At 68.2% G+C, this 22,384-nt stretch carries 20 protein-coding genes; 12 read left to right on the forward strand and 8 right to left on the reverse strand.

Going from position 1 to position 22,384, the window contains the following annotated elements; translation table 11 throughout:
• Nucleotides 1-1,371 (forward strand): transketolase-like TK C-terminal-containing protein (locus tag BJQ90_RS03300; protein ID WP_413463631.1); only part of this gene is annotated, 1,371 nt, incomplete at its 5' end.
• Nucleotides 1,372-1,402: 31 nt separating this feature from the next.
• Nucleotides 1,403-2,029 carry a nicotine blue oxidoreductase gene (gene nboR, locus BJQ90_RS03305; RefSeq protein WP_226758888.1) on the forward strand — a complete coding sequence of 209 codons (627 nt, stop codon included), beginning with the start codon at nt 1,403-1,405 and terminating at the stop codon, nt 2,027-2,029.
• A 99-nt stretch (nt 2,030-2,128) separates the two neighbouring features.
• Here nboR and BJQ90_RS03310 read toward each other — a convergent pair whose 3' ends face one another.
• Entirely contained in the window at nt 2,129-2,773 is a 645-nt protein-coding gene (locus tag BJQ90_RS03310) for a uracil-DNA glycosylase (protein ID WP_226758889.1), read from the reverse strand.
• 94 nt (nt 2,774-2,867) lie between these two features.
• On the opposite strand from BJQ90_RS03310, the gene BJQ90_RS03315 reads away from it, so the two are divergent.
• Nucleotides 2,868-3,401: a DUF488 family protein gene (locus tag BJQ90_RS03315; RefSeq protein WP_226758890.1), complete on the forward strand. Its 534-nt coding sequence runs from the start codon at nt 2,868-2,870 to the stop codon at nt 3,399-3,401.
• Between the two features lie 96 nt (nt 3,402-3,497).
• Here the strand turns inward: BJQ90_RS03315 and BJQ90_RS03320 are convergent, their stop codons facing one another.
• The 6 genes from BJQ90_RS03320 to BJQ90_RS03345 all read right to left on the reverse strand — a co-directional run bounded on the left by BJQ90_RS03320 (nt 3,498) and on the right by BJQ90_RS03345 (nt 10,898).
• Nucleotides 3,498-4,481 carry an aldo/keto reductase gene (locus BJQ90_RS03320; protein WP_226758891.1) on the reverse strand — a complete coding sequence of 328 codons (984 nt, stop codon included), beginning with the start codon at nt 4,479-4,481 and terminating at the stop codon, nt 3,498-3,500.
• Between the two features lie 86 nt (nt 4,482-4,567).
• A complete protein-coding gene (locus BJQ90_RS03325) occupies nt 4,568-7,411 on the reverse strand; it encodes a molybdopterin-dependent oxidoreductase (RefSeq protein ID WP_226758892.1) in 2,844 nt (947 codons plus the stop codon).
• 2 nt (nt 7,412-7,413) lie between these two features.
• Nucleotides 7,414-8,397, reverse strand: a complete 984-nt coding sequence (locus BJQ90_RS03330; protein WP_226758893.1) for an FAD binding domain-containing protein — start codon at nt 8,395-8,397, stop codon at nt 7,414-7,416.
• On the reverse strand, nt 8,388-9,710 hold the full coding sequence (locus BJQ90_RS03335; RefSeq protein ID WP_226758894.1) for an XdhC family protein: 1,323 nt from the start codon (nt 9,708-9,710) through the stop codon (nt 8,388-8,390). The genes BJQ90_RS03330 and BJQ90_RS03335 overlap by 10 nt, the downstream gene beginning before the upstream one ends.
• Before the next feature lie 181 nt (nt 9,711-9,891).
• Nucleotides 9,892-10,386: a nucleoside deaminase gene (locus BJQ90_RS03340; RefSeq protein WP_226758895.1), complete on the reverse strand. Its 495-nt coding sequence runs from the start codon at nt 10,384-10,386 to the stop codon at nt 9,892-9,894.
• Between the two features lie 299 nt (nt 10,387-10,685).
• Nucleotides 10,686-10,898 (reverse strand): hypothetical protein, encoded by a 213-nt coding sequence (locus tag BJQ90_RS03345; protein WP_226758896.1) that lies wholly within the window; start codon nt 10,896-10,898, stop codon nt 10,686-10,688.
• Between the two features lie 352 nt (nt 10,899-11,250).
• On the opposite strand from BJQ90_RS03345, the gene pucL reads away from it, so the two are divergent.
• Nucleotides 11,251-12,159: a factor-independent urate hydroxylase gene (pucL, locus tag BJQ90_RS03350; protein ID WP_226758897.1), complete on the forward strand. Its 909-nt coding sequence runs from the start codon at nt 11,251-11,253 to the stop codon at nt 12,157-12,159.
• Nucleotides 12,160-12,301: 142 nt separating this feature from the next.
• The gene (locus BJQ90_RS03355; protein WP_226758898.1) at nt 12,302-13,810 is read left to right on the forward strand and encodes a nucleobase:cation symporter-2 family protein; all 1,509 of its coding nucleotides are present in this window, start codon (nt 12,302-12,304) and stop codon (nt 13,808-13,810) included.
• Nucleotides 13,811-13,914: 104 nt separating this feature from the next.
• Here the strand turns inward: BJQ90_RS03355 and BJQ90_RS03360 are convergent, their stop codons facing one another.
• A complete protein-coding gene (locus BJQ90_RS03360; RefSeq protein ID WP_226758899.1) occupies nt 13,915-14,670 on the reverse strand; it encodes an IclR family transcriptional regulator in 756 nt (251 codons plus the stop codon).
• Nucleotides 14,671-14,891: 221 nt separating this feature from the next.
• On the opposite strand from BJQ90_RS03360, the gene BJQ90_RS03365 reads away from it, so the two are divergent.
• From BJQ90_RS03365 to BJQ90_RS03395, 7 genes are all read left to right on the forward strand, one after another.
• Complete coding sequence (locus BJQ90_RS03365) at nt 14,892-16,298, forward strand: NAD-dependent malic enzyme (RefSeq protein ID WP_226758900.1); 1,407 nt, start codon at nt 14,892-14,894, stop codon at nt 16,296-16,298.
• 28 nt (nt 16,299-16,326) lie between these two features.
• Complete coding sequence (gene aceB / locus BJQ90_RS03370) at nt 16,327-17,925, forward strand: malate synthase A (RefSeq protein ID WP_226758901.1); 1,599 nt, start codon at nt 16,327-16,329, stop codon at nt 17,923-17,925.
• A gap of 3 nt (nt 17,926-17,928) precedes the next feature.
• Nucleotides 17,929-19,209, forward strand: coding sequence for a DUF6986 family protein (locus tag BJQ90_RS03375; RefSeq protein ID WP_226758902.1), 1,281 nt, complete (start codon nt 17,929-17,931; stop codon nt 19,207-19,209).
• A gap of 47 nt (nt 19,210-19,256) precedes the next feature.
• Nucleotides 19,257-20,075, forward strand: coding sequence for a bifunctional allantoicase/(S)-ureidoglycine aminohydrolase (locus tag BJQ90_RS03380; RefSeq protein ID WP_226758903.1), 819 nt, complete (start codon nt 19,257-19,259; stop codon nt 20,073-20,075).
• 89 nt (nt 20,076-20,164) lie between these two features.
• Nucleotides 20,165-20,326, forward strand: coding sequence for a glycine zipper domain-containing protein (locus BJQ90_RS03385; protein WP_226758904.1), 162 nt, complete (start codon nt 20,165-20,167; stop codon nt 20,324-20,326).
• Nucleotides 20,327-20,588: 262 nt separating this feature from the next.
• The gene (locus tag BJQ90_RS03390) at nt 20,589-21,389 is read left to right on the forward strand and encodes a hydroxypyruvate isomerase family protein (RefSeq protein ID WP_226758905.1); all 801 of its coding nucleotides are present in this window, start codon (nt 20,589-20,591) and stop codon (nt 21,387-21,389) included.
• Between the two features lie 51 nt (nt 21,390-21,440).
• Complete coding sequence (locus tag BJQ90_RS03395; RefSeq protein ID WP_226758906.1) at nt 21,441-22,319, forward strand: 2-hydroxy-3-oxopropionate reductase; 879 nt, start codon at nt 21,441-21,443, stop codon at nt 22,317-22,319.
• Nucleotides 22,320-22,384 lie beyond the last annotated feature (65 nt).

Consider the following 22,384-nt stretch of genomic DNA (forward strand, 5'->3'; position numbering starts at 1 on the left):
CACCCCGGCATGGACTCCCCCGAGATCCAGTACCTGATGGAACGCCGCCGCGCGCTCGGCGGCTTCGTCCCCGAACGCCGGCCGGACCACGCGCCCATTGAGCTACCGGACCCCAAAACCTACGAGGTTGCCAAGCGCGGCTCCGGGAAGCAGCGGGCCGCCACCACCATGGCCTTCGTCCGTCTGCTCAAGGACCTGCTCCGGGACAAGAGGTTCGGACACCGCATTGTCCCGATCGTTCCGGATGAATCGCGCACCTTCGGCATGGACGCATTTTTCCCCTCGGCGAAAATCTACAACCCCGATGGCCAGGGCTACCTCTCCGTGGACCGGGACCTGGTCCTCGCCTACAAGGAATCGGCCCAGGGCCAGCTGATCCACCCGGGCATCAACGAGGCCGGCGCGGTGGCCGCGTTCACCGCCGCGGGAACGTCCTACGCCACGCACGGCGAGCCGCTGATCCCGATCTACGTGTTCTACTCGATGTTCGGCTTCCAGCGCACCGGTGATTCCTTCTGGGCCGCCGCGGACCAGATGACCCGCGGCTTCATCATCGGCGCCACCGCCGGTCGCACCACGCTGACCGGCGAAGGCCTGCAGCACGCCGACGGCCACTCCCCGATCCTGGCCGCCACCAACCCGGCCGTCCTGACCTACGATCCGGCCTTTGGGTACGAAATCGGCCACATCATCCGGGACGGCCTCAACCGCATGTACGGTCCGGAGTCCGCGGACCGGAACCTGATGTACTACCTCACGGTCTACAACGAGCCGATCTCCCAGCCGGCCGAACCTGAAAACCTCGACGTCAACGGAGTGCTGAAGGGCATCCACCGGGTGTCGGCGTCGGACCTGGAAGGGCCAAAAAGCCAGATCCTGGCCTCCGGCGTCTCGGTACCGTGGGCCCTCGAGGCCCAGCGGATCCTCGCCGAGGACTGGGGCGTCTCCGCCGACGTCTGGTCCGTCACGTCCTGGACCGAACTGCGCCGCGACGCCATGGCCGCCGAGGAAGAAGCCTTCCTCAACCCCGGCCAGCCCGCCCGCGTCCCGTTCGTGGCCCAGCAGCTCGCCGGCGCCACCGGCCCGATCGTGGCCGTCACCGACTACATGAAGGCCGTCCCGGACCAGATCCGCCAGTTCCTGCCGCACCAGTTCGCCTCGCTCGGCGCGGACGGCTTCGGCTTCTCCGACACCCGCGCCGCAGCCCGCCGCTTCTTCAAGAACGATACCCACTCCATTGTGGTGAAGACCCTGCAGCTGCTGGCCTCGCGTGGGGAGGTCGACGCCGGCGCGCCTGCCTACGCGGTGGACCGGTACAAGCTCCTGGACGTCAACGCCGGGACCACCGGCGGAACGGGAGGCGACGCCTGACCCGCGGCGTTAGGGGCGTTAGGGTGGGCAGATGAGCGACCGCGGAGCCCTGAGCCCGAGCCCGACTCCAGGCACGACGGCGGTGCTGCTGGCCGCGGGCGCCGGAACCCGGCTGGGGCTCGGGCCCAAGGCGCTGCTCCCGTTCCGCGGCCGCACCCTCGTTGAAGTTGTCGCCGAAGTGCTGCTCGCAGGCGGCTGCCGGGAAGTGGTGACGGTGCTCGGCGCCGACGCGCCAACGGTCCGGTCCGGCACCGACCTCAGCCGGCACCGGGTCATCGAGAACCCGGACTGGGCCACCGGAATGGGCAGCTCGTTCCGGCTCGGAGTTGGCGCGGCGGTCCCAGGGGATCATGTGCTCATGGCGCTGGTGGACCAGCCAGGGCTGACGGCAGAGACGGTCGCCCGGCTGCTGGCCTCCCACCGCCCGGGCCGGGTGACGGCGGCCGCCTACCGCGGCCCGGGCGGTGCGTTGCGGCGCGGACATCCGTTGCTTTTGGATGCCAGCCTCCGTGCTGCAGCCGCGGAATCGGCAACGGGCGACGCCGGGGCACGCCTTTTCCTGCAGGCCCACCCGGAGCTGATCGACCTCGTGGACTGCAGCGACCTCTCCGGCGGCGAGGACCTCGACACCCCGGACCAGCTGCACCTCCTCGGCTAGGGTCCAACGCCGTCCCCCACCCACCACCCACCACAACGCGGGGTCAGATCCGGCCCAAAAAGTGCCCCAGCATGGGCCGGATCTGACCCCGCGTTGGGTTTAGCGGGAGGGGGCGAGCAGCTCTTCGAGTCCCCGCTTGAAACCGGCCCGGCCACCGTGGGCGGGATGCCTGATTTTCGGCACGTCCAGGCCGCTCCGCTGCAGGCTGCGGTGCGCCACGTTGCCCACAGCCACCACCGTGTCGATGGCGAATTCCTCGGCCAGAGCCTGCCAAAACGGGGTTCCCAGTGCCGCTTCGGCGGCGGTGGGAGTGCGGTTGGACAGCGGCCGCCCGGGCACATGCGTATGCCAGGGGCAGGCACTCCAGAGCAGCGGCAGGAATTCCAGTTCGGCCAGCACCTCCCACATCACCGTGGCTGTCGGCTCGGCCGCGACGCCCGCAGCTTCCGCCGGCAGCACGTATCCCTTGCCCGGCCCGAACAGCCCGAAGCTGTTGGCGGGACCCTGGAACATCGTGCGGTTGGTAAAGGGAACTCCGGTGATCCCCATGCCCCTGAAACCGGGGGCTTCCCCCAGCAGCAGCACCTTCGGGGAACGGTCCAGCATTTCGCGCAGGTAGATCGCCAGGTTCTGCCGGCGCAGGGCATTTCCCGGCACGGTGTGATCGAAGAAGTTGTTGCACCCCGGCCCTGTTTCCACGGCCGCGAGCCGGTCAACAAAGCCCTCGATGAAGGATGAAGTCATTCGGTGCCCGTTCCTCGGCAGCTCATAGGTCACTCAGACTATCCGGGCCGCTTCGCCGCCGGCACAGGCTGCCGCGCCTCTTTAGCATGGGGACATGACGGACACGACGGACATCACCATCTTTACGGTGGGGCACTCCACGCATCCGATCGACGAATTCATCGGCATCCTGAAGGCTCACGGCATCAGGAAGCTGGTCGATGTGCGCACCGTCCCGAAGTCGCGGCACAACCCGCAGTTCAACTCCGATGCCCTGGCGGCGAGCGTGCGGGCCGGCGGGATCACCTACCGGCGGATGGCATCCCTTGGCGGCCTGCGGCACGCCCGAAAGGACAGCCCCAACGGCGCCTGGCGGAACGCGTCGTTCCGGGGCTTCGCCGACTATATGCAGACCGGGGAATTTTCCACGGCCATCGACCAGCTGCTGGCGCGCGGGCGGAGCAACAATCTGGCGATCATGTGCGCGGAAGCCGTCCCTTGGCGCTGCCACCGCTCGCTGATCGGGGACGCGCTCCTGGTCCGGAACGTCGAGGTGCTGGACATCATGACGGAAAAGTCGGCCAAACCCCACACCCTGACCTCCTTCGCACGCGTTGAGGGAGAGCGGGTCTGGTATCCAGCAGGCTAGCGTCGGGCACGCCCACCACAACGCGGGGTCAGTTACGGCCCATGAATCACGTCAACATGGGCCGGATCTGACCCCGCGTTGGTTTGGGGAGGGAGGCTACCAGCGGGGGTGGATCAATTCGCGGAAGTAGCGGTCGTAGATTTCGTGGACGCCGACGTCGAACGTGGCGTCGATCCCGCTGACACCTGCCGCTTCGGCGTTGGCGCGGGCCTGGTCCGGGTTCCGCGCGCCGGGGATCACCGTGCTGACGCCGTCCTGCGCCGCGATCCAGGCGATGGCCGCCTGGGCGGTGCTGACGCCGTCGGGCACGAGTTCCTCGAACTCGGCCACCGCTTTGAGGCCCTGCCCGAAATCCACGCCGGAGAAGGTCTCCCCGACGTCGAACGCCGAGCCGGTGCGGTTGTAGTTCCGGTGGTCATCCGGGGCGAAGGACGTGTCCGCGGTGTACTTGCCGGACAGCAGCCCCGAAGCGAGCGGCACCCGGGCGATGATCCCGACGCCGGCAGCCTGCGCCGCGGGCAGCACCGCGTCCAGCGGCTTGAGCCGGAAGGCGTTGAGGATGATCTGCACGGTGGCCGTGCCTTCGTGGCGCATGGCCTCGAGCGCTTCGTCGGTCCGCTCCACGCTGACGCCGTAGTTCCGGATGGTCCCTTCGGCCACGAGGGTGTCCAGCGCGTCGTAGACTTCGGCGTTGCTGTACACCGCGGTGGGCGGGCAGTGCAGCTGGGCCAGGTTCAGCTGCTCCAGGCCCAGGTTGCGCCGGGACCGGTCGGTCCACGCGCGGAAGTTGGTGAGGTTGTAGTTTTCCGGCAGCTGCTCCGTCCGGCGGCCCATCTTGGTGGCCACCGTGATGTCCAGGCCCGGGTTGCCGGCCAGGAATGCGCCGATGGCCTGTTCGCTGCGGCCGTCGCCGTAGACGTCCGCGGTGTCGAAGAACGTGACGCCGGAGTCCACGGAGGCGGCCAGGATGGCCTGCGCCTGCGCGGGGTCCACGTTGCCCCAGTCCGCGCCCAGCTGCCAGGTCCCGAGGCCGACAATGGAGACGTTCCGTCCGGTCTTGCCCAAGATTCGCTGTTCCATCATCCGACTATAGGCCGGAACCCAAACGCGGGGTCAGCTACGGCCCAAGAAACCCCGCGACATGGGCCGTGTCTGACCCCGCGTTGCTAGTGGCGGGAGGGGATGCGGCCGGCCTCCTTCAGGGCCAGGTAGATCTTGTCCCGGGCGATCGGCAGCTCCGCGAACCGGACCCCGGTGGCGTTCCGGATGGCGTTGGCCAGCGCCGGCGCCACCGGGTTGAACGGGCTTTCGCTCATGGATTTCGCGCCCAGCGGGCCCAGCTTGTCGGACGTGTCGGCGAAGTACACCTCGCTGCGCGGCACGTCCGCGAAGGACGGGATGTGGTAGTGCCGGAGGATGTCCGTGGTGACCCGCCCGGCGTCGTCCACCCGGACCTCCTCGTACAGCGCCGCGCCGAGCGCCTGCGCGATGCCGCCCTCGATCTGCCCGCGGCACTGCCGCGGGTTGACCACCACGCCGGCGTCGGCGGCCTGCACACTCTGCAGGATCCGCAGCTCCCCCGTCCCGGTGTTCACGGCCACCCGGAAACCGTGGACGTTGAACGCCACCGACCGCGGGGTCCCGCCCCAGTGCCCCGCGGCGGAAAGTTCGACGCCGGCCGCTGCGGCGGCGTCGTACAGTTCCGAAAGCGGCACCCGGGTTCCCTCGCAGACGACGGCGTCACCCTCCAGCACGCACCCGGAGGACTGGACCTGCCGGATGCCGGCGGCGAAGGCGCGGATCCGCACGGCCAGTTCCTCGGCCGCCGCGAGGGTGGCCTTCCCGGCCACCACCGTCCCGGCCGAGCCGAATGCGCCCGAATCGTGGTCCACGAGGTCGGTGTCCGACTGCCGGACCGTGACCCGGCCCGCGGTGGTGGACAGCGCGGTGGCGGCGAGCTGGGCGTGCACCGTGGTGGTGCCGTTGCCGAACTCCGCGGTCCCGACGTCCACCTGGTAGCTCCCGTCCGGCAGGAGCCGGAGTTTCGAATGCGCGAAGTGGCCCCGCGGCGGGACGGTGTCAATCATGGACAGCGCCGAGCCCTCGCCGGTGACCCAGTCCGGGCCGAGGTCGTCGAGCGCGGCATCGCGGTAGCGTTCCCGGCCGCGCTCCAGGGCGTCCTGCACCAGGCGCGTGCACTGGTCCAGCCCGTAGCTGCCGTAAAGCACGTCCTCTTCCGGGTCCGGGTGGGTGGAGAGCATGTCGTCACCCTCGCGGACCATGTTGCGGCGGCGGAACTCCATCGGGTCCATGCCGATCCCGGCGGCGAGTTCGTCCACGGCGGACTCGATCGCGAAAATCATCTGGCTCAGCCCGTAGCCGCGGAAGGCGCCGGAGGGCACGGTGTGGGTGTAGACGGCGTGCGCGTCGACTTTCTTGTTGGCGCAGTTGTAGACGGCCAGGGATTCGCCGCAGCCGTGGAACATCACGCCCACGGAATGGTTGCCGTAGGCTCCGGCGTTGGTCAGCACGTCCAGCTGCAGGGCAGTCAGCTGGCCGGCTTGGCTGGCGGCGGCCTTGAGCCGGATGGTGAACGGGTGCCGGGTGGTGGAGGCCGTGAACTGCTCGGTGCGGGTGAATTCGAGCTGCACCGGGCGCCGCAGTTTCAGCGCGGCGAGGGCCACGATGTCCTCGGTGAGGACTTCCTGTTTGCCGCCGAAGCCGCCGCCGACCCGTCCCGCTACGACCCTGATCCGCTCCTCCGGCAGGCCGAAGAGCCGGCCCAGGGTGCGCCGGACCAGGAAGGGCACCTGGCTGGAGGTCCGGACCTGGAGGCGGCCGCCGTCGTCGATCGAGGCGATGGCGGCGTGGGTCTCCAGTGCAGTGTGCTGCACGCGCTGGGTGCGGTAGGTCTGCTCGTGGATGAAGTCCGCCGCCGCGAAGGCCGCCGCGACGTCGCCCAGCTCGGAGTGCAGCTCGGCCACGATGTTCCGTTCCGGCCGGCCGATGCGTGCGGTGGCGGCGTCCTTGTCCCCGTGGACCAGCGGGGCGCCCGGGCGCATCGCGTCCTGCGGCGTGAACACGGCGTCCAGCACCTGGTACTCCACCTTCAACGCCCGGACACCGGCTTCCGCCGAGGCCACGGTGTCGGCGACGACGGCGGCGATCCGCTGCCCGACGAAGCGGACGATGTCGTCGAGCACCCGGGTGTCGTCCGGATCGTCGGTGTAGAGCTCGTGCTGCGCGGTGGAAAACAGCTGCGCGGGTGCGTCCTCATGGGTAAAGACCGCCGCCACGCCGGGAATCCGCAGGGCTTCCGTGGCGTCGATGGACAGCACGCGGGCGTGGGCGTGCGGCGAGCGAAGCAACTTCAGGTGCAGCAGCCCCGGAAGCTCCGACGCCGGCACGTCCAGGGTGAAGCTAGCCGTGCCGGTGACGATCGCCAGGCCGGCGGGCGCCGGGACGTCGTCGCCGAGCTGGCCGGGACGCAGCTCGGGCTGGCCTTCGCCGGCGGTCCCGGACCCCGGCCCCGCGGGGTCCGGGTGGCTGGATTCGCCGTGTGCGGCCTCGCCGCAGACGGCGTCCGCAATGGCACGGTAGCCGGTGCAGCGGCACAGGTTCCCCTTGAGGTTCCGCGGCAGGTCCGCCTTCTGCTCCTCGTCGAAGGTGGCCGCCGTCATCACCATGCCGGCGGTGCAGAACCCGCATTGGAATCCCTGGCGGTCCAGGAACTGCTGTTGCATCGGGTGGAGGGCGCCGGAGGTGGGGGCGAGCCCCTCGACGGTGGTGACGGCGTGGCCCCCGGCGCGGACGGCCGGGTAGATGCAGCTGTGTACGGGAGTGCCGTCCACGTGGACGGTGCAGGCGCCGCAGTCCCCGCCGTCGCAGCCCTTTTTGACGCCGAAGTTGCCCTGTTCGCGCAGGAAGGTGCGCAGGCACTGGCCGGGGCGGGGTTCCGCCGACGCCGGGACGCCGTTGATTTCGATGTCACGGTCAGTCCGGTTGGACATGCTCAGGCCCCTTCCTGCTGCGGCAAATCCTGCGGCGGCGCGGCCTGCGGTGTAACAGTGTGCCGTGGACGGGCCGCAGCACCCTGCGGCGGCCAGAAGTCCCCGGAGACGCGGACCGGCGGAACCCCGGCCGGGGATGCCAGTTCATCCCTGATTTCCTCCGCCAGCCGGTAGGTCATGTCCTTCCGCCAGGCGGGCAGGCCGTGGATGTCATCGTGGTACAGCCCGTCCGGAATGGCGGCGTCGAGGGCTTCGGCCAGGGCCGCCGGCGAGGTCGAGGCGCCGGACGGCGCCGCAAAGCGCAGGTGCACGGGGCGTGTGGTGGCAGCGGTGACCGTCAGGACCAGGCCGCCGTCGGCGTCGAGCCTGCCGATCAGCAGCACCCCGGACCGGCCCAGGTTGCTGAGCGACAGCCGGCGGAAGGCCACCCGGGAGGCAAGGGCCGACGCCGGCAGCTGGACTTTGCGGAGCAGCTCGCCGGGCGCCAGGCAGTTGCGCCCGTCCCCGGTGACGAACTCCGCGACCGGGACGGTGCGGCTGGCGCCGCCCGGCCCGAGCACCGTGGCCACACCGTCCAGGGCCGCGCAGAGCGAGGTCATGGGTCCGGCTGGCAGGGACGTGCAGAGGTTGCCCCCCACGGTGGACATGTTCCAGACCTTGAACGAGGCCACGAAAGAGTCGCAGCAGGGCCGGACCAGCTCCAGGGCGGGCCAGCAGGCCGCGTGCGAGCGGCCGGTGTCACTGGCGGGAAGCGCATAGAGCTCCGCGACGGTGCAGGTGGCCGCGAGTTCGATCCCGGCGTCGGACACGGTGACGGCCGGCCAGCCGGTGGAGCCGAGGTCCAGCAGCCGCCTGAGCGGTTCCTTGCCAAAGGCGAAGCTGCCGTAGGAAAACAGCACGGTGCCGCCGGCCAGCCAGGCGTCGCCGGCGCGCCAGTCGGCCGGGTCCTCGGTGCGGACCACGGCCTCGATGGTGTTCATGTCCATGGCGTCTCCTGGTTCTGCAGGGTGCGGGCCGGCAATGTGCCGGCTGGCAAGGTGCAGGCCGTCGGGGCGGCGGTATGGTCGTGGCCGGCGTGCTGGTGGATCGGTCCGCGCCCCTGTTTCAGGGAGAGCCCGTGGGCGGATCGGGTGCGGCTGGCCACGAGTTCCGCGGTGATGGACACCGCCACTTCGGCCGGGGTGACCGCGCCCAGGTCCAGCCCGATCGGCGAATGCAGCCGGGACAGGTCTTCGGCCGTTACCCCCGCCGCAAGAAGTGAATCGACGCGCTGGAGGTGGCTCCGCCGCGATCCCATGGCCCCGACGTAGGTTAGGTCCAGGCCCAGCGCTGTCTGCAGCAGGGGGATGTCGAACTTGGGATCGTGGGTGAGCACGCACACCACGGTCCGGGCATCAACGCGGCCGGCGGCGGCTTCGGCCGCCAGATAGCGGTGCGGCCAGCCGGACACCACCTGGTCCGCGCTGGCGAAGCGCGACTGGCTTGCGAAGGCAGGCCGGGCGTCGCACAGAGTCACGTGGTAGCCGAGCAGCCGGGCGGCAGGCAGCAGGGCCGCGCCGAAGTCGTTGGCGCCGAATACCAGCATCCGGGCCGCCGGCAGCCGGCTCTCCACCAGCAGGGTGATTGGACCCGGCCGGGGGCGGGCGTTTTGTGGCACGGCTGTGCCGGAAAGGCAGTCCTCCGGCGGGGGAAGCCGGACCAGCCCGGTCCGGCCGCCGCGCAGCATGGGCTCCAGCTGGGCAGCGGCCGCCAGCAGCAGCGGGTGTTCCCAGTCCCCAGCAACCCCCAGCAATGCGGCCACGGCCCCGGACTGCTCCACCTGGTAGCTGCCCGGGTCGGGGATGATGACGGCGCCGGCACCTCGCGGGGAGCCGGAACCTGCCGGGGAATGGCCATCCAACCGGCGGATGAGCGCCAGTCCGGCGGTGGGTTCCTGGGCGTCCAGTGCCTGCAGGCTGTCCAGGCGGAGGACCCCGCCGACGTCGGGCAGCAGTTCGATGTGGATTTCGAGCTCACCGCCGCAGGTGAGCCCAACGGCGAACGCGTCCTCGGCGCTGAAGCCAAAGAGCTCCCGGCGCGGGCCGCCGTCGGCCATCACTTCAAAGGCCGCAGCCACGACGGCGCCCTCGACGCAGCCGCCGGACAGACTGCCCAGGACGTCGCCGGACTCGGACACCAGCATGGAGGTTCCCACCGGGCGCGGCGCGGAACCGCCGGCGCCCACCACTGTGGCCACAGCGCAGCGCTCACCGGCGGCTGCCGGCCCCCAGGCTGCCAGCGCGGGCATCAGGTCCAGCACGGCTGCAGCCCCTTTCCGCGTGCGGCGTTGGTGTGCACATTCTCGTTCGTATCACGCGCCGGGGGAAGCGCCGTCCCGCCCGGGTCCCCCGGAAATCCGCTGCGGTTTCGGACTGTCGCGCCCGGGATCCGCGCCGCGATTGTCCGGAAGCGCAGCGAAACCCGCACGTAGGCCACAGGCCCTAATAGCCGATCCGGGTCTGCAGGCTGTTCCAGGTGTTGAACGGCTGCAGCACAGGCGGCGATTCCGGGCCGTCAAGCTCCAGCTTGCGCACGGACAGGACATCCCCAGGCTGGTTGTTCTCGAAGTACTCGTAAAACACGGCGTCGTCGAATCCGACGGAGGCGGCGTCGTGGCGGTCGGCGGCAAAAATGACGCGGTCCACGCGGGCCCAGAGGGCGGACGCCAGGCACATGGGGCACGGTTCGCAGCTGGTGTAGAGCGTGGCCCCGCTGAGCTCGAAGGTGCCCAGTTCCGTGCAGGCCCGGCGGATGGCCGTGACCTCGGCGTGGGCGGTGGGGTCGTTGGTGGCGGTGACCCGGTTGACGCCGTCGAACGCCTGGCCATCCGCGGTGACGATGACGGCCCCGAAAGGCCCCCCGCTGTCCAGGACGTTGGCCGTGGCCAGCTCGATGGACCGGGCAAGATGCGTCTGGTCGGTGACAATGACAGCCATGATGCGACTCCCTTGTGCCTGTGGAAGCCGGTACCCCGTGGCAGAACGTAATCCGTCAGCTGCGTCGGTTACCAGGCTTCAGCGTGTGCGATGAAGGTTCAGTTACGCCTGGTAGATAGCCTCCCGGGTCCCCGGGTGCCCGCCTTTGACACCAGCGAGACTAGCAGCGGATCGGGGTCCGCGCCAGCAATTTTTGGAACGCTGGTTTCGTGATGTGAAATTCAGATTTCCACGGTGTCACAGTCCTGAAACTGGCAGGTTCTGGCAGGCAGCGGGAACGGGCGCGGAATCTGGCTGGACTACTTCGGAGCACCCGACCGCGGCGCTGAAGCTGGCAGCCGGTTGGACCTGGCTGCCCGCAGCCGGTTGACCCAGCGCGAAACCCGTCCGGGCCGGTGCCCACGGTCGGCCGGGAAGTAAAAGTCGGGATCGGTGCCGCCGCGGGGCAGATAGAGCTCGTCCACTGCCTGCGGCGGCTCGGTACCCTGCGTGGTGGACGCTTGCTGCTGCATTTTATGCTCCTTCATTTTTTCACAATGCGAAACTTAGTTCTTGTTATACGGAAACGGTAGGGGCTAGCCGGAGCCTGGTCAAGGGTCTGCGACCCCGGTCACGCGGCGCCCCGGTCACAATCGGAAAGTTCGGATTGTGATTTACAGCACCGCCGGGCTGGGTTAGTCTTGAAAGTAATTCGTGGCGTAGGTCACGTAACCTGGGAGCACAGCAGGCAGGGTTGTAATGAGCTGGCGTCAACTGACGTCGGCTCTTTTTTATGGGCCGGCGGAGAAAGAAACGAACGCGAAACGCGTCCGAAATTTCTATGTGGGAGTTTGATTCCACATACCGGAAGTTGGGAACCCCTCCATGAACAACAAAATCGTCCTCGGACAGAACCAGTACGGTAAGGCAGAAGTTCGCGTCGTGAAGATCACCCGCGACACGGAGCGCCACGAGATCGAAGACCTCAACGTCACCTCTCAGCTCCGCGGCGACTTCGCCGCGGCCCACCTCGAAGGCGACAACAGCCACGTGGTGGCCACGGACACGCAAAAGAACACCATCTATGCCTTCGCCCGGGAAGGCATCGGCTCCCCCGAGGCGTTCCTGCTCCGGCTCGGAGAGCACTTCACCTCAAGCTTCGACTGGGTGAGCGGCGGCCGCTGGGCAGCCGAGTCCTACAGCTGGGACCGCATTCAGGCCCACGGCGCAGCGCACGACCACTCGTTCGTCCGCAACGGCCAGGAAGTCCGGACCGCCGTGCTGGTCCAGGACGGCGCCGAGCGGCACCTCATCTCCGGGCTCAAGGACCTCACCGTGCTCAAATCCACCCAGTCAGGCTTCGTCGGCTACCCACGGGACAAGTACACCACCCTGCCGGAAACCACCGACCGGATCCTCGCCACCGACGTTTCCGCCCGCTGGCGCTTCAACGCCGGCACGGACTTCAGCTCCCTGGACTTCAACAAGAGCTATGAGGATGTCAAAGCCCTCCTGCTGGAGGGCTTTACCGAGAAGTACTCGCACGCTCTGCAGCAGACCCTGTTCGACATGGGCGCCAAGGTTCTGGAAGCACACAGCGAGATCGACGAAATCAAGTTCTCGATGCCCAACAAGCATCACTTCCTGGTGGACCTCTCACCCTTCGGCCTCGACAACCCCAACGAGGTCTTCTTCGCCGCTGACCGCCCGTACGGCCTGATCGAGGCGACGGTCCAGCGCGAAGACGCCGCACCGGCCGAGGCCGCCTGGTCCGGCATCGCCGGCTTCTGCTAGGACCTCCGCCGCCGGTTCCAGTGCCGCCGCCAGCACGCGCGACGGCACTGGAACCGGCAGGCATCACCCCACCAAGCCACATCTGTTAGCCAGACACCGTTAGCCAGACAAAGACGTCTGCCATGAACCAAGAAAGTCTGCCATGAACATGAAAAAGAAGGCTGCTGCCAGCCGACAGCCCGGAAGCCCCACCCCTTCGGCCCGCCGTCCCGAGGACGAAAGGCTCTCCGTTGCCAGCAGCTTCGCGTACGGATTCCAACATGTCCTGACCATGTACGGCGGCATCATTGCGGTCCCCCTGATCGTCGGGCAGGCCGCTGGCCTCTCCCCCGCGGATATCGGGATCCTGATTGCAGCCGCACTCTTTATGGGCGGGCTGGCAACCCTCCTGCAGACCCTGGGCCTTCCGTTCTTCGGATCGCAGCTGCCCCTGGTGCAGGGCGTGTCGTTCGCCAGCGTGGCAACCATGGTGGCAATTGTCACCGGCGGCGGCGGCCTTCCGGCCGTTTTTGGTGCCGTCATCGTCTCCGCAGCGATCGGTCTCCTCATCGCCCCGGTCTTTTCAAAGATTGTCCGGTTCTTCCCGCCCGTCGTGACCGGGACAGTGATCACCACGATCGGCCTGACTCTGATGCCGGTGGCCGCCAACTGGGCCATGGGCGGCAACAAAAAGGCCGACGATTACGGCAGCATGGCGAACATCGGGCTCGCCGGGATCACGCTGGCCCTGGTGCTCGTGTTCAGCAAGGTCGGCAGTGCCACCATTTCCCGGCTCTCCATCCTGCTTGCCATGGTGGGCGGGACGATTGTCGCCGTCATGACCGGGATGGCCAACTTCGCCAAAGTCGGGGACGGCCCGATCGTGGCGTTTCCAACGCCGTTCCACCTGGGTATGCCCACCTTCGAAATCGCGGCCATTATCTCCATGGTGATTGTGGTCCTGGTGATCCTGACCGAGACCATGGCCGACATCCTCGCAGTTGGCGAGATCGTCGGAACCAAAGTGGACTCCAAAAGGATCGCTGCAGGCCTGCGGGCCGACATGGGCTCCAGCCTGCTGGCGCCCATTTTCGGCTCCTTCACCCAGAGCGCGTTCGCCCAGAACGTCGGACTGGTTGCCGTCACCAAGATCAGGAGCCGCTACGTCGTCGCCGCCGGCGGCGTCATCCTCGTGCTGCTGGGCCTGCTGCCCGTCCTGGGCCGCGTTGTGGCCGCCGTGCCCACGGCGGTACTCGGAGGAGCAGGCATCGTGCTGTTCGGCACCGTTGCCGCCAGCGGTATCCGCACCCTTGCCAAGGTCGAGTACCGGAACAACATGAACCTGATCATCGTCGCCGCCTCGATCGGCTTCGGCATGATCCCGATCGCGGCCCCGACGTTCTATGACAAGTTCCCGTCCTGGTTCAGCACGATATTCCACTCCGGCATCAGCTCCGCCGCCGTGATGGCCATCGCGCTGAATCTGCTCTTCAACCACCTGAAAGCAGGCAATTCGGAGAACCAGTCGGTCTTTGTGGCCGGAACCGGACGGGTCATCCGCGAGGACGACCTGAAGCCACTGGCCGACGGCGACCGATTCGAGGGCGGCAAGCTGATCGACTGCGACGGCAAGGAAGTCCCGGTGGAGTCGGCGTCGAGCTCCGACCACTGACGGCCGCCACCACTATGACAGCTGCGGCCCCTTTCCCGGGCGGGAAAGGGGCCGTAGCCGGCCGCGCAGGCCGGGCCGGGCAGGCCGGGACAAGGTGGTGCGGCTCAGCTCTTGTTGAGGTCCCGGGAAATCGCCAGGGCCGCCTCGCGCAGCAGCGGCACGGCACGGTCGGCGAAGGCCTCGTCCACCCGGGACACGGGCCCTGAGACGGAAATCGCCGCAGGGGTGGGCGCATTGGGGATGGCAATGGCGAAGCAGCGGACGCCGATCTCCTGCTCTTCCTCATCGATGGAGTAGCCGCGGTCCCGGATCAGCTTCAGGTCCGCCAGGAGGGCCTCGACATCGCCGATGCTCTTGGGGGTGGGGGTGGGCATGCCCTTCCGGGCAACGATGCCACGCACGGTCTCGTCGTCCAGCTGGGCAAGAATCGCCTTGCCCATTCCGGTGGCGTGCATGAAACCGCGGCGACCCACTTCGGTGATCATCCGCATCGAATGCAGCGACGGGACCTGGGCCACGTACATGACCATGTCCGAGTCCAGCACCGCCATGTTGGCGGTTTCCCCAAGCCGTTCCACGAGGGACTGGAGCTGCGGGCGGGCCAGCGCCCCCAACTGCTTGTTCGCTGCCTCGCCGAGGCGGATCAGGCGTGGACCCAGGGCATAGCGGCGGTTCGGCAGCTGCCGGATGTACCCCAGGGTGACCAGGGTGCGGAGCAGCCGGTGGATGGTGGGCAGCGGGAGGTCGGTGGAGGCCGAAAGCTCGCTGAGGGTGACGTCGCCGCCGGCATCAGTAATCAGTTCCAGAAGTTCGAAAACGCGCTCAACCGACTGCACGCCTCCGGGGGTTTTTTCCGCCATGACTTTGGTCTCCTGAGGGGTTGCTGACGACAACTTTTATCCGCATCGTGAAAAAGAGCTTGGTAGACCTAAGATACCGCACCACCAGCGCACCGTCGACGCAGCCCGCACTGCCAGCATCTGGTGCTTGTATTTCCACAAGGTAGATAATAATATCCATAATACGAAATAAATTGCTTGCAACCAGTGCCCGCACTGCGGGCCGATTAGGAGGAAATTCAATGGCGAATCCGAGCCCCGGAAATTCGATCACCCTGCGCGTGGAGGCACCGTCCAGCTTCACCGCCACCAGCGAACTGGCAGCCGCCGTCGGTGCCGCCGGCGCTGCGATCACCGCCCTGGACGTCACCGAGTCCCACCACGAGACCCTCGTCGTCGACGTCACCTGCAACACCACCGACGACGAGCACGCGGGCCGCGTCAAGGACGCGCTCAACGCGCTCGACGGCGTCACCGTCCGGAACGTCTCGGACCGCACCTTCCTGATGCACCTCGGCGGCAAGCTCGAGGTGGTCCCGAAAGTCGCGCTGCGGAACCGCGACGATCTGTCCCGCGCCTACACCCCAGGCGTGGCGCGGGTGTGCATGGCCATCGCGGAAAACCCCGAAGCCGCCCGGAACCTGACCATCAAACGCAACACCATCGCCGTCGTCACCGACGGCTCGGCCGTCCTGGGCCTGGGCAACATCGGCCCGGCCGCCGCCCTGCCGGTCATGGAAGGCAAGGCGGCCCTGTTCAAGCAGTTCGCCAACGTCGACGCCTGGCCGGTCTGCCTGGACACCCAGGACACCGAGGAAATCATCATGATCGTCAAGGCGCTCGCCCCGGTCTACGGCGGCGTCAACCTTGAGGACATCGCCGCACCGCGCTGCTTCGAAATTGAAAACCGCCTCCGTGCGGAACTGGACATCCCGGTCTTCCATGACGACCAGCACGGGACCGCCATCGTCACGCTGGCTGCCCTGGCCAATGCCCTGCGGGTTGTGGACAAGAAGCTCGGCGAGGTCCGGATCGTGGTTTCCGGTGTCGGCGCTGCCGGTTCCGCCATCATCGCGCTGCTCAAGGCCCAGGGCGCACGCCACATCATCGCCGCCGGCCGTGCGGGAGCCATCCACTCCGGCGAACCGTACGACGACGAGCACCGCACCTGGATCGCCGAGAACACCAACGAGGAGGGATTCTCCGGCTCCCTGCATGACGCGCTCAAGGGAGCCGACGTCTTCATCGGCGTCAGCGCCCCCAACGTGATCGGCGAAGAGCAGGTGGCATCCATGGCCGAGGACGCTATTGTGTTCGCCATGGCCAACCCCACGCCGGAGATCGACCCGGTCATCGCGTCACGGCATGCCGCTGTGGTGGCGACCGGCCGCAGCGATTTCCCCAACCAGATCAACAACGTCCTGGCCTTCCCCGGGTTCTTCCGCGGACTGCTGGACGCGGGGGCAGCCGACATCACCCCCGAAATGCTCGTGGCCGCCGCCGAGGCGATCGCGAACCGGGTTGCCGACGATGAGCTCAACGCCAGCTACATCATCCCCAGCGTCTTCGACCCCCATGTTGCCGCCGACGTCGCCGCCGCCGTCGCCCATGCAGCTCACGCCGCCTCCGCCGCAGCCACGAAGGCCTGATTCACAGCCCAAGGAAAGGACCCGGACAATGGCCCTCATAGTCACAGACCAGCACCCGATCGCCCGCGCCGAAGAAATTCTGAGCCCGGAAGCACTAGCGTTCATAGCTGAGCTGCACCAGCACTTCGCCGCCACCCGCACCGACCTGCTCAAGGCCCGCCTGGTGAAGCGCGAGCACGTGGCCCGGACCGGCAAGCTTGATTTCCTGCCGGAGACCCGCGACATCCGGGAGGGCGACTGGAGAGTTGCCGCCGCCCCGGCAGCCCTCCAGGACCGGCGGGTGGAAATGACCGGCCCCGCGTCGCCTGCCAAGATGGCGATCAATGCCTTGAACTCCGGGGCGAAAGTCTGGCTGGCCGACCTCGAGGACGCCAGCACCCCCACCTGGTCCAACGTGATCGACGCACTCCTTAACCTCCGCGACGCAGCAAATGGCACCCTGGCGTACACCTCCCCGGAAGGGAAGGAATACACGCTCCGGACCGATGCCCCGCTGGCCGTCGTCGTGGCGCGCCCGCGCGGCTGGCACATGGACGAGCGCCACCTGCTCATCAACGGGCAACCGGCGGTGGGCGCGCTGGTGGACTTCGGGCTGCACTTCTTCCACACCGCCAGGCAGCTGCTGGAGAACGGCCAGGGCCCGTACTACTACCTGCCCAAAATGGAGAGCCACCTCGAGGCACGCCTCTGGAACCAGATCTTCGTCTTCGCGCAGGACTACCTCGGCATCCCGCAAGGCACCATCCGCGCCACCGTCCTCATCGAGACCATCCCGGCCGCGTTCGAGATGGACGAGATCCTCTACGAACTCCGCGACCACGCCTCCGGCCTGAACGCCGGCCGCTGGGACTACCTGTTCAGCATCATCAAGTACTTCCGCGACGCCGGCCCGCGCTTTGTGCTGCCGGACCGCGCCACCGTAGCCATGACCGCACCGTTCATGCGCGCCTACACCGAACTGCTGGTCAAGACCTGCCACCACCGCGGCGCCTTCGCGATGGGCGGCATGGCGGCTGTCATCCCCAACCGCCGCGAACCCGAGGTCACCGCCCAGGCCTTCGAGAAGGTGCGCGCGGACAAGACCCGCGAGGCGAACGACGGCTTTGACGGATCCTGGGTAGCCCACCCGGACCTGGTCCCGGTCTGCCGGGAGGTCTTCGACGCCGTCCTGGGCGGGCGGCCGAACCAGCTGGACAAGCAGCGCCCGGAAGTCTCGGTCACCGCGGACCAGCTCCTGGACATCGCCTCCGCCGGCGGCACCGTCACCGAGGCAGGCCTGCGCCTGAACCTCTATGTCGCCGTCGCCTACACCGCGGTCTGGATCTCGGGAAACGGCGCCGTCGCCATCCACAACCTGATGGAGGACGCCGCGACAGCGGAGATCTCCCGCTCGCAGGTCTGGCAACAGATCCGCAACCAGGCGGTCCTCGCCGACACCGGCCGGACCGTAACCCGGGAGCTGGTGTCCGGAATCCTCGCCGAGGAAACCGAGAAGCTCCGCGGCGAGGTGGGCGAGGACGCGTTCGCAATGCACTACCTGCCCGCCAGCAAGCTCATCGGCGACCTTTGCCTCTCCGAGGAATACACGGACTTCCTCACCACGCCGGCCTACGAACTGGTGGGCTGACAGATGGCCATCAACGCTTCATTGAGTGCCAAGGACCTTTCAGAGATCGACGCCCAGCTGGCGGCAACTGATGAGCTGCTGGAACGGAACTACCCCGGCGACGACGGCACCCGCCAGCCGGTGCACACCGTCTATGTCCCGGCCGACCGCTTCACGCCGGGCTTCGCCGCCGACTGGTGCGCCCAGGCGCTGGCCGCCGCCGACGCCCACGGCGGACTGGAGCGGCTCGGCGCCCTGCTCGGCCAGGACCCCGAGCTTGCCCACGCCGTCGCAACCCGCGTCGCCGCGAAGCTGGGCAGCGAACCGATCGAGGATCTCCGGCTGGACTTCGAGGACGGCTACGGGGACCGGGGCGACGCTGCCGAAGACGCGGCGGCCGCCACCGCTGCGGACGCCGTCGCCGCCGCCGTCGCGGACGGCAGCGCCCCGCCGTTCATCGGGATCCGGTTCAAGTGCTTCGAGGCGCCCACCCGTGCCCGCGGCCTGCGCACCCTGGACCTGTTCGTCTCCGGCCTGGCCGCCACCGGCGAGCTGCCGGCAGGGCTCGTACTCACCCTGCCCAAGGTCACCACCGTGGCGCAGGTCCGGGCAATGGACTACGCCGTGTCCCGGCTGGAGGAAATCCACTCGCTGCCCGCCGGCCGCCTGCGCTTCGAGGTCCAGGTCGAGACGCCGCAACTGATCCTGGGCCCGGACGGCACCTCCCCGGTGGCGCAGCTGCCGCACGCCGTCCCCGGACGGATCAGCGCCCTGCACTACGGCACCTACGACTACTCGGCATCCCTGCAGATCTCCGCGGAATACCAGTCAATGGAACACCCGGTGGCGGATTACGCCAAAGAAGTGATGCAGCTTGCCGTCGCCGGTACCGGCATCCGGCTCTCCGACGGATCCACCAACGTCATCCCCGTCGGCGACGGGGTGCTGGACGCCTGGCGGCTCCACGGCCGGCTGGTCCGCCGCTCACTGGAACGCGGGTACTACCAGGGCTGGGACCTCCACCCCGCCCAGCTGCCCAGCCGCTTCGCCGCCACCTACGCGTTCTACCGGCAGGGCCTTCCCGCCGCCGCCGCGCGGCTCCGCAACTACGTGGAGCGCATCGAGGGCAGCGTCATGGACGAACCCGCCACCGCCAGGGCCCTCGCAGGCTTCGTGCTGCGCGGCATCCAGTGCGGGGCCGCCGGCGCGGAGGAAGTCCGCCAACTCACCGGGCTCGGGCTACCCCAACTGACCACACTGGCCCACCCCCGGCTGGCCCAGCCCGCAGACTCGCATAACCGCTGACTCGCATAACCACTCGTTCACTGACCTTTACACAAGGAGCGCACCCCATGAGTACCTACTTTTCCCCCGAAGGCGGCCTGCCGCCGCAGACCCAGCTCCTCACCGACCGCGCCGTGGTCAAAGAGGCCTATACAGTCATCCCCAAAGGCGTGCTGCGCGACATCGTCACGTCCAACCTCCCCGGCTGGACCAAAACCCGTGCCTGGATCATCGCCCGGCCCATCGCCGGCTTCGCCACGACCTTCTCGCAGCTGATCGTTGAAGTGGCCCCGGGCGGCGGCAGCGACAAGCCCGAGGCGGAGACCGGCGTCGAAGGCGTCATCTTCCTCACCAAAGGCGCACTCACGCTGACGCTCGACGGCGAGATCCACCACCTGGAGTCCGGCGGCTACGCCTACCTCGCCGCAGGCTCGGACTGGAAGGTCTCCAACGATGCCGCCGCCGGGGAGGCTGCCAGTTTCCAGTGGATCCGCAAGGCCTATGAGCCGCTGGACGGCTTCACGGCGAAGTCCTTCGTGACCCGCGACCAGGACGTCGAGCCCCGGCCCATGCCGGGCACCAACGGCGCCTGGGCCACCACCCGCTTCGTCGACCCGGACGACATGGCCCACGACATGCACGTCAACATCGTCACGTTCCAGCCAGGCGGGTCCATCCCGTTCGCCGAAACCCACGTGATGGAACACGGTCTCTTTGTCCTCGAGGGCAAGGCCGTCTACCGGCTCAACGACGACTGGGTGGAAGTCGAGGCCGGCGACTTCATGTGGCTCCGCGCCTTCTGCCCGCAGGCCTGCTACGCCGGCGGCCCGGGCCCGTTCCGCTACCTGCTCTACAAGGACGTCAACCGGCAGATCAGACTCACCTGAGCACTATCGAGGCAGGCGCGCGCCGCCCGGCGGGCGGCTACGCGGCCGGACTCCCCCGAGGGCTTGGCGGCGCTTGCTAGCCTGAGGCTGTGAAGTACGAATCCCTGTGGATCGGAATGCTTATTGGCGCCGCGCTCGGCCTTGCCATCGGGGTTGCCACCGCCGACAAGCCGTTTACGGGCCTGCTGATCGGCATCGGCGTCGGGGCTCTTGTGGGCCTGGCAGCCCGGAAGGATCCCTCCAAGGGGTAGAGAAATCCCCCAGCCGAGTCACCCGGGTCCTGACGCCGCCGGGCCCCGTTGCTGTGCCCGGTTGCTGTGCCCGGTTGCTGTGCCCGATAACAGTCGGGCCCCGCGCGCCCTGCCGCCGCCTCCGGCCTTAATGCACCCCTTGACTCTTGCGCCCAATCTTCCCTACACTTTTCATAAAGCAGAATCTTTATTCCACAAAGTGGAAACTGAATGGCGGAGACGCCCGTACTCCAGCTCCCACCCACACCGGAAAGAACCCACCATGACGTACACCGTGAACTGCTCCATCCTGCTGACCGAGCTGCCCCTCCTCGAGCGGCCCGCCGCGGCGAAAGCCGCCGGCTTCGACGCCGTCGAGTTCTGGTGGCCCTTCACGGCGTCAGTGCCCGCCGACGCCGAACTCACCCGCTTCGAGCAGGCCATCACCGACGCCGGGGTCCAGCTCACCGGCCTCAACTTCAACGCCGGCGACATGCCCGGCGGCGACCGCGGCCTGGTGTCCTGGATGGGCCGCAGCTCGGAGTTCAAGGACAACATCGACGTGGTGGCCGGCATCGGCGGACGGCTCGGCTGCAGGTCCTTCAACGCCCTCTACGGCAACCGGCAGGACGGACAGACCCCGGAGGCGCAGGACGAACTGGCAGTCCAGAACCTCGCCGCCGCGGCCGAGGGGGTCGCCCGGATCGGCGGCACCGTGCTGCTCGAACCGGTCAGCGGCGCCCCGCGCTACCCGCTCCTCACGGCCGAGGACGCCGTTCGGGTCATCTCCCGGGTAAAGGAGCAGACCGGTGCGGCGAACATCAAGCTCCTGGCCGACTTCTACCACCTGTCGGTCAACGGCGACGACGTTGCCGCCGTCATCGAAAAGCACGCCAAAGACTTCGGCCACATCCAGATCGCCGACAACCCCGGCCGCGGGGCTCCCGGAACCGGTGAGCTTCCCCTCGGCGAGTGGATCGCCCGCAGCCGCCAACTCGGCTATGAGGGCCACATCGGCCTCGAATACAAGGCACCGGCGGAAACCGCCTTCGCCTGGGCCATCCGCCAGCGCATCGCGCAGTAGTCCCCACCCGCAGCACACCCGCGCTAAAAAGACTTCAGTAAAGGAACCATCATGAGCAATGTTGCAGTCATCGGACTCGGAATCATGGGCCTGCCCATGGCCATCAACCTGGTCAACGCCGGCCACACCGTCACCGGCTTCAACCGCAGCCAGGACAAGATCGACAAGTTGGTCTCCGAGGGCGGCCGGGGTGCGGCCAGCATCGCCGAAGCCGCCAAGGACGCCGACGTCGTCCTCACCATGGTGCCGGACTCCCCCGACGTCGAGGGCGTCGTCAGCGGCCCCGACGGGGTTTTCGCCCACGCCAAACGGGGCGCCCTGTGGATTGATGCCAGCAGCATCCGCCCGGACGTCGCCAAGCGGCTTGCCGACGACGCCAAGGCAGCCGGCCTCCGGGCCCTGGATGCCCCGGTCTCCGGCGGCGAACAGGGCGCCATCGACGCCGCCTTGTCCATCATGGTGGGCGGCGAAGCGGCAGATTTCGAGGCCGCCCAGGATGTCCTCACCGCGGTGGGCAAAACCATCGTCCACGTCGGCCCGTCCGGCTCCGGCCAGACCGTCAAGGCAGCCAACCAGCTGATCGTCGCCGTCAACATCGAGGTCCTGGCCGAGGCCATCGCCTTCCTCGAGGCCTACGGAGTCGACACTAACGCGGCCCTGAAGGTCCTCGGCGGCGGCCTGGCCGGCTCCAAGGTCCTGGACCAGAAGGGCCAGAAGATGCTCGACCGCAACTTCGACCCCGGCTTCCGCCTGGCCCTGCACCACAAGGACCTGGGCATCGTCACCTCGGCTGCCCGCGAAGCCAACGTCGCCGTCCCCCTGGGCGCTGTCGTCGCGCAGCTCGTCGCGGCCAGCGTCAACCAGGGCGACGGCGGGCTGGACCACTCCGGACTCTTCAAGCAGGTCCTGCAGCTCTCCGGTCGAAAGTAACCGAGGCCGCCAACAAGCAGCGCACCCCAAGCCCGGCCCTCCGTCCGGGGGCACTTCACCACTGA

It is taken from the genome of Arthrobacter sp. SO3 (assembly GCF_020532825.1).
Taxonomy (GTDB): Bacteria; Actinomycetota; Actinomycetes; order Actinomycetales; family Micrococcaceae; genus Arthrobacter.

Bases quoted from the DNA above. Each gene is read 5' to 3' on its own strand.
- pucL (WP_226758897.1), top strand. From the start codon at position 11,251: ATGAACAACAAAATCGTCCTCGGACAGAACCAGTACGGTAAGGCAGAA.
- aceB (WP_226758901.1), top strand. From the start codon at position 16,327: ATGGCCCTCATAGTCACAGACCAGCACCCGATCGCCCGCGCCGAAGAA.
- nboR (WP_226758888.1), top strand. From the start codon at position 1,403: ATGAGCGACCGCGGAGCCCTGAGCCCGAGCCCGACTCCAGGCACGACG.
- BJQ90_RS03365 (WP_226758900.1), top strand. From the start codon at position 14,892: ATGGCGAATCCGAGCCCCGGAAATTCGATCACCCTGCGCGTGGAGGCA.
- BJQ90_RS03355 (WP_226758898.1), top strand. From the start codon at position 12,302: ATGAACATGAAAAAGAAGGCTGCTGCCAGCCGACAGCCCGGAAGCCCC.
- BJQ90_RS03345 (WP_226758896.1), bottom strand. From the start codon at position 10,898: ATGCAGCAGCAAGCGTCCACCACGCAGGGTACCGAGCCGCCGCAGGCA.
- BJQ90_RS03360 (WP_226758899.1), bottom strand. From the start codon at position 14,670: ATGGCGGAAAAAACCCCCGGAGGCGTGCAGTCGGTTGAGCGCGTTTTC.
- BJQ90_RS03310 (WP_226758889.1), bottom strand. From the start codon at position 2,773: ATGACTTCATCCTTCATCGAGGGCTTTGTTGACCGGCTCGCGGCCGTG.
- BJQ90_RS03320 (WP_226758891.1), bottom strand. From the start codon at position 4,481: ATGGAACAGCGAATCTTGGGCAAGACCGGACGGAACGTCTCCATTGTC.
- BJQ90_RS03375 (WP_226758902.1), top strand. From the start codon at position 17,929: ATGGCCATCAACGCTTCATTGAGTGCCAAGGACCTTTCAGAGATCGAC.
- BJQ90_RS03315 (WP_226758890.1), top strand. From the start codon at position 2,868: ATGACGGACACGACGGACATCACCATCTTTACGGTGGGGCACTCCACG.
- BJQ90_RS03395 (WP_226758906.1), top strand. From the start codon at position 21,441: ATGAGCAATGTTGCAGTCATCGGACTCGGAATCATGGGCCTGCCCATG.
- BJQ90_RS03340 (WP_226758895.1), bottom strand. From the start codon at position 10,386: ATGGCTGTCATTGTCACCGACCAGACGCATCTTGCCCGGTCCATCGAG.
- BJQ90_RS03380 (WP_226758903.1), top strand. From the start codon at position 19,257: ATGAGTACCTACTTTTCCCCCGAAGGCGGCCTGCCGCCGCAGACCCAG.
- BJQ90_RS03390 (WP_226758905.1), top strand. From the start codon at position 20,589: ATGACGTACACCGTGAACTGCTCCATCCTGCTGACCGAGCTGCCCCTC.
- BJQ90_RS03330 (WP_226758893.1), bottom strand. From the start codon at position 8,397: ATGGACATGAACACCATCGAGGCCGTGGTCCGCACCGAGGACCCGGCC.
- BJQ90_RS03325 (WP_226758892.1), bottom strand. From the start codon at position 7,411: ATGTCCAACCGGACTGACCGTGACATCGAAATCAACGGCGTCCCGGCG.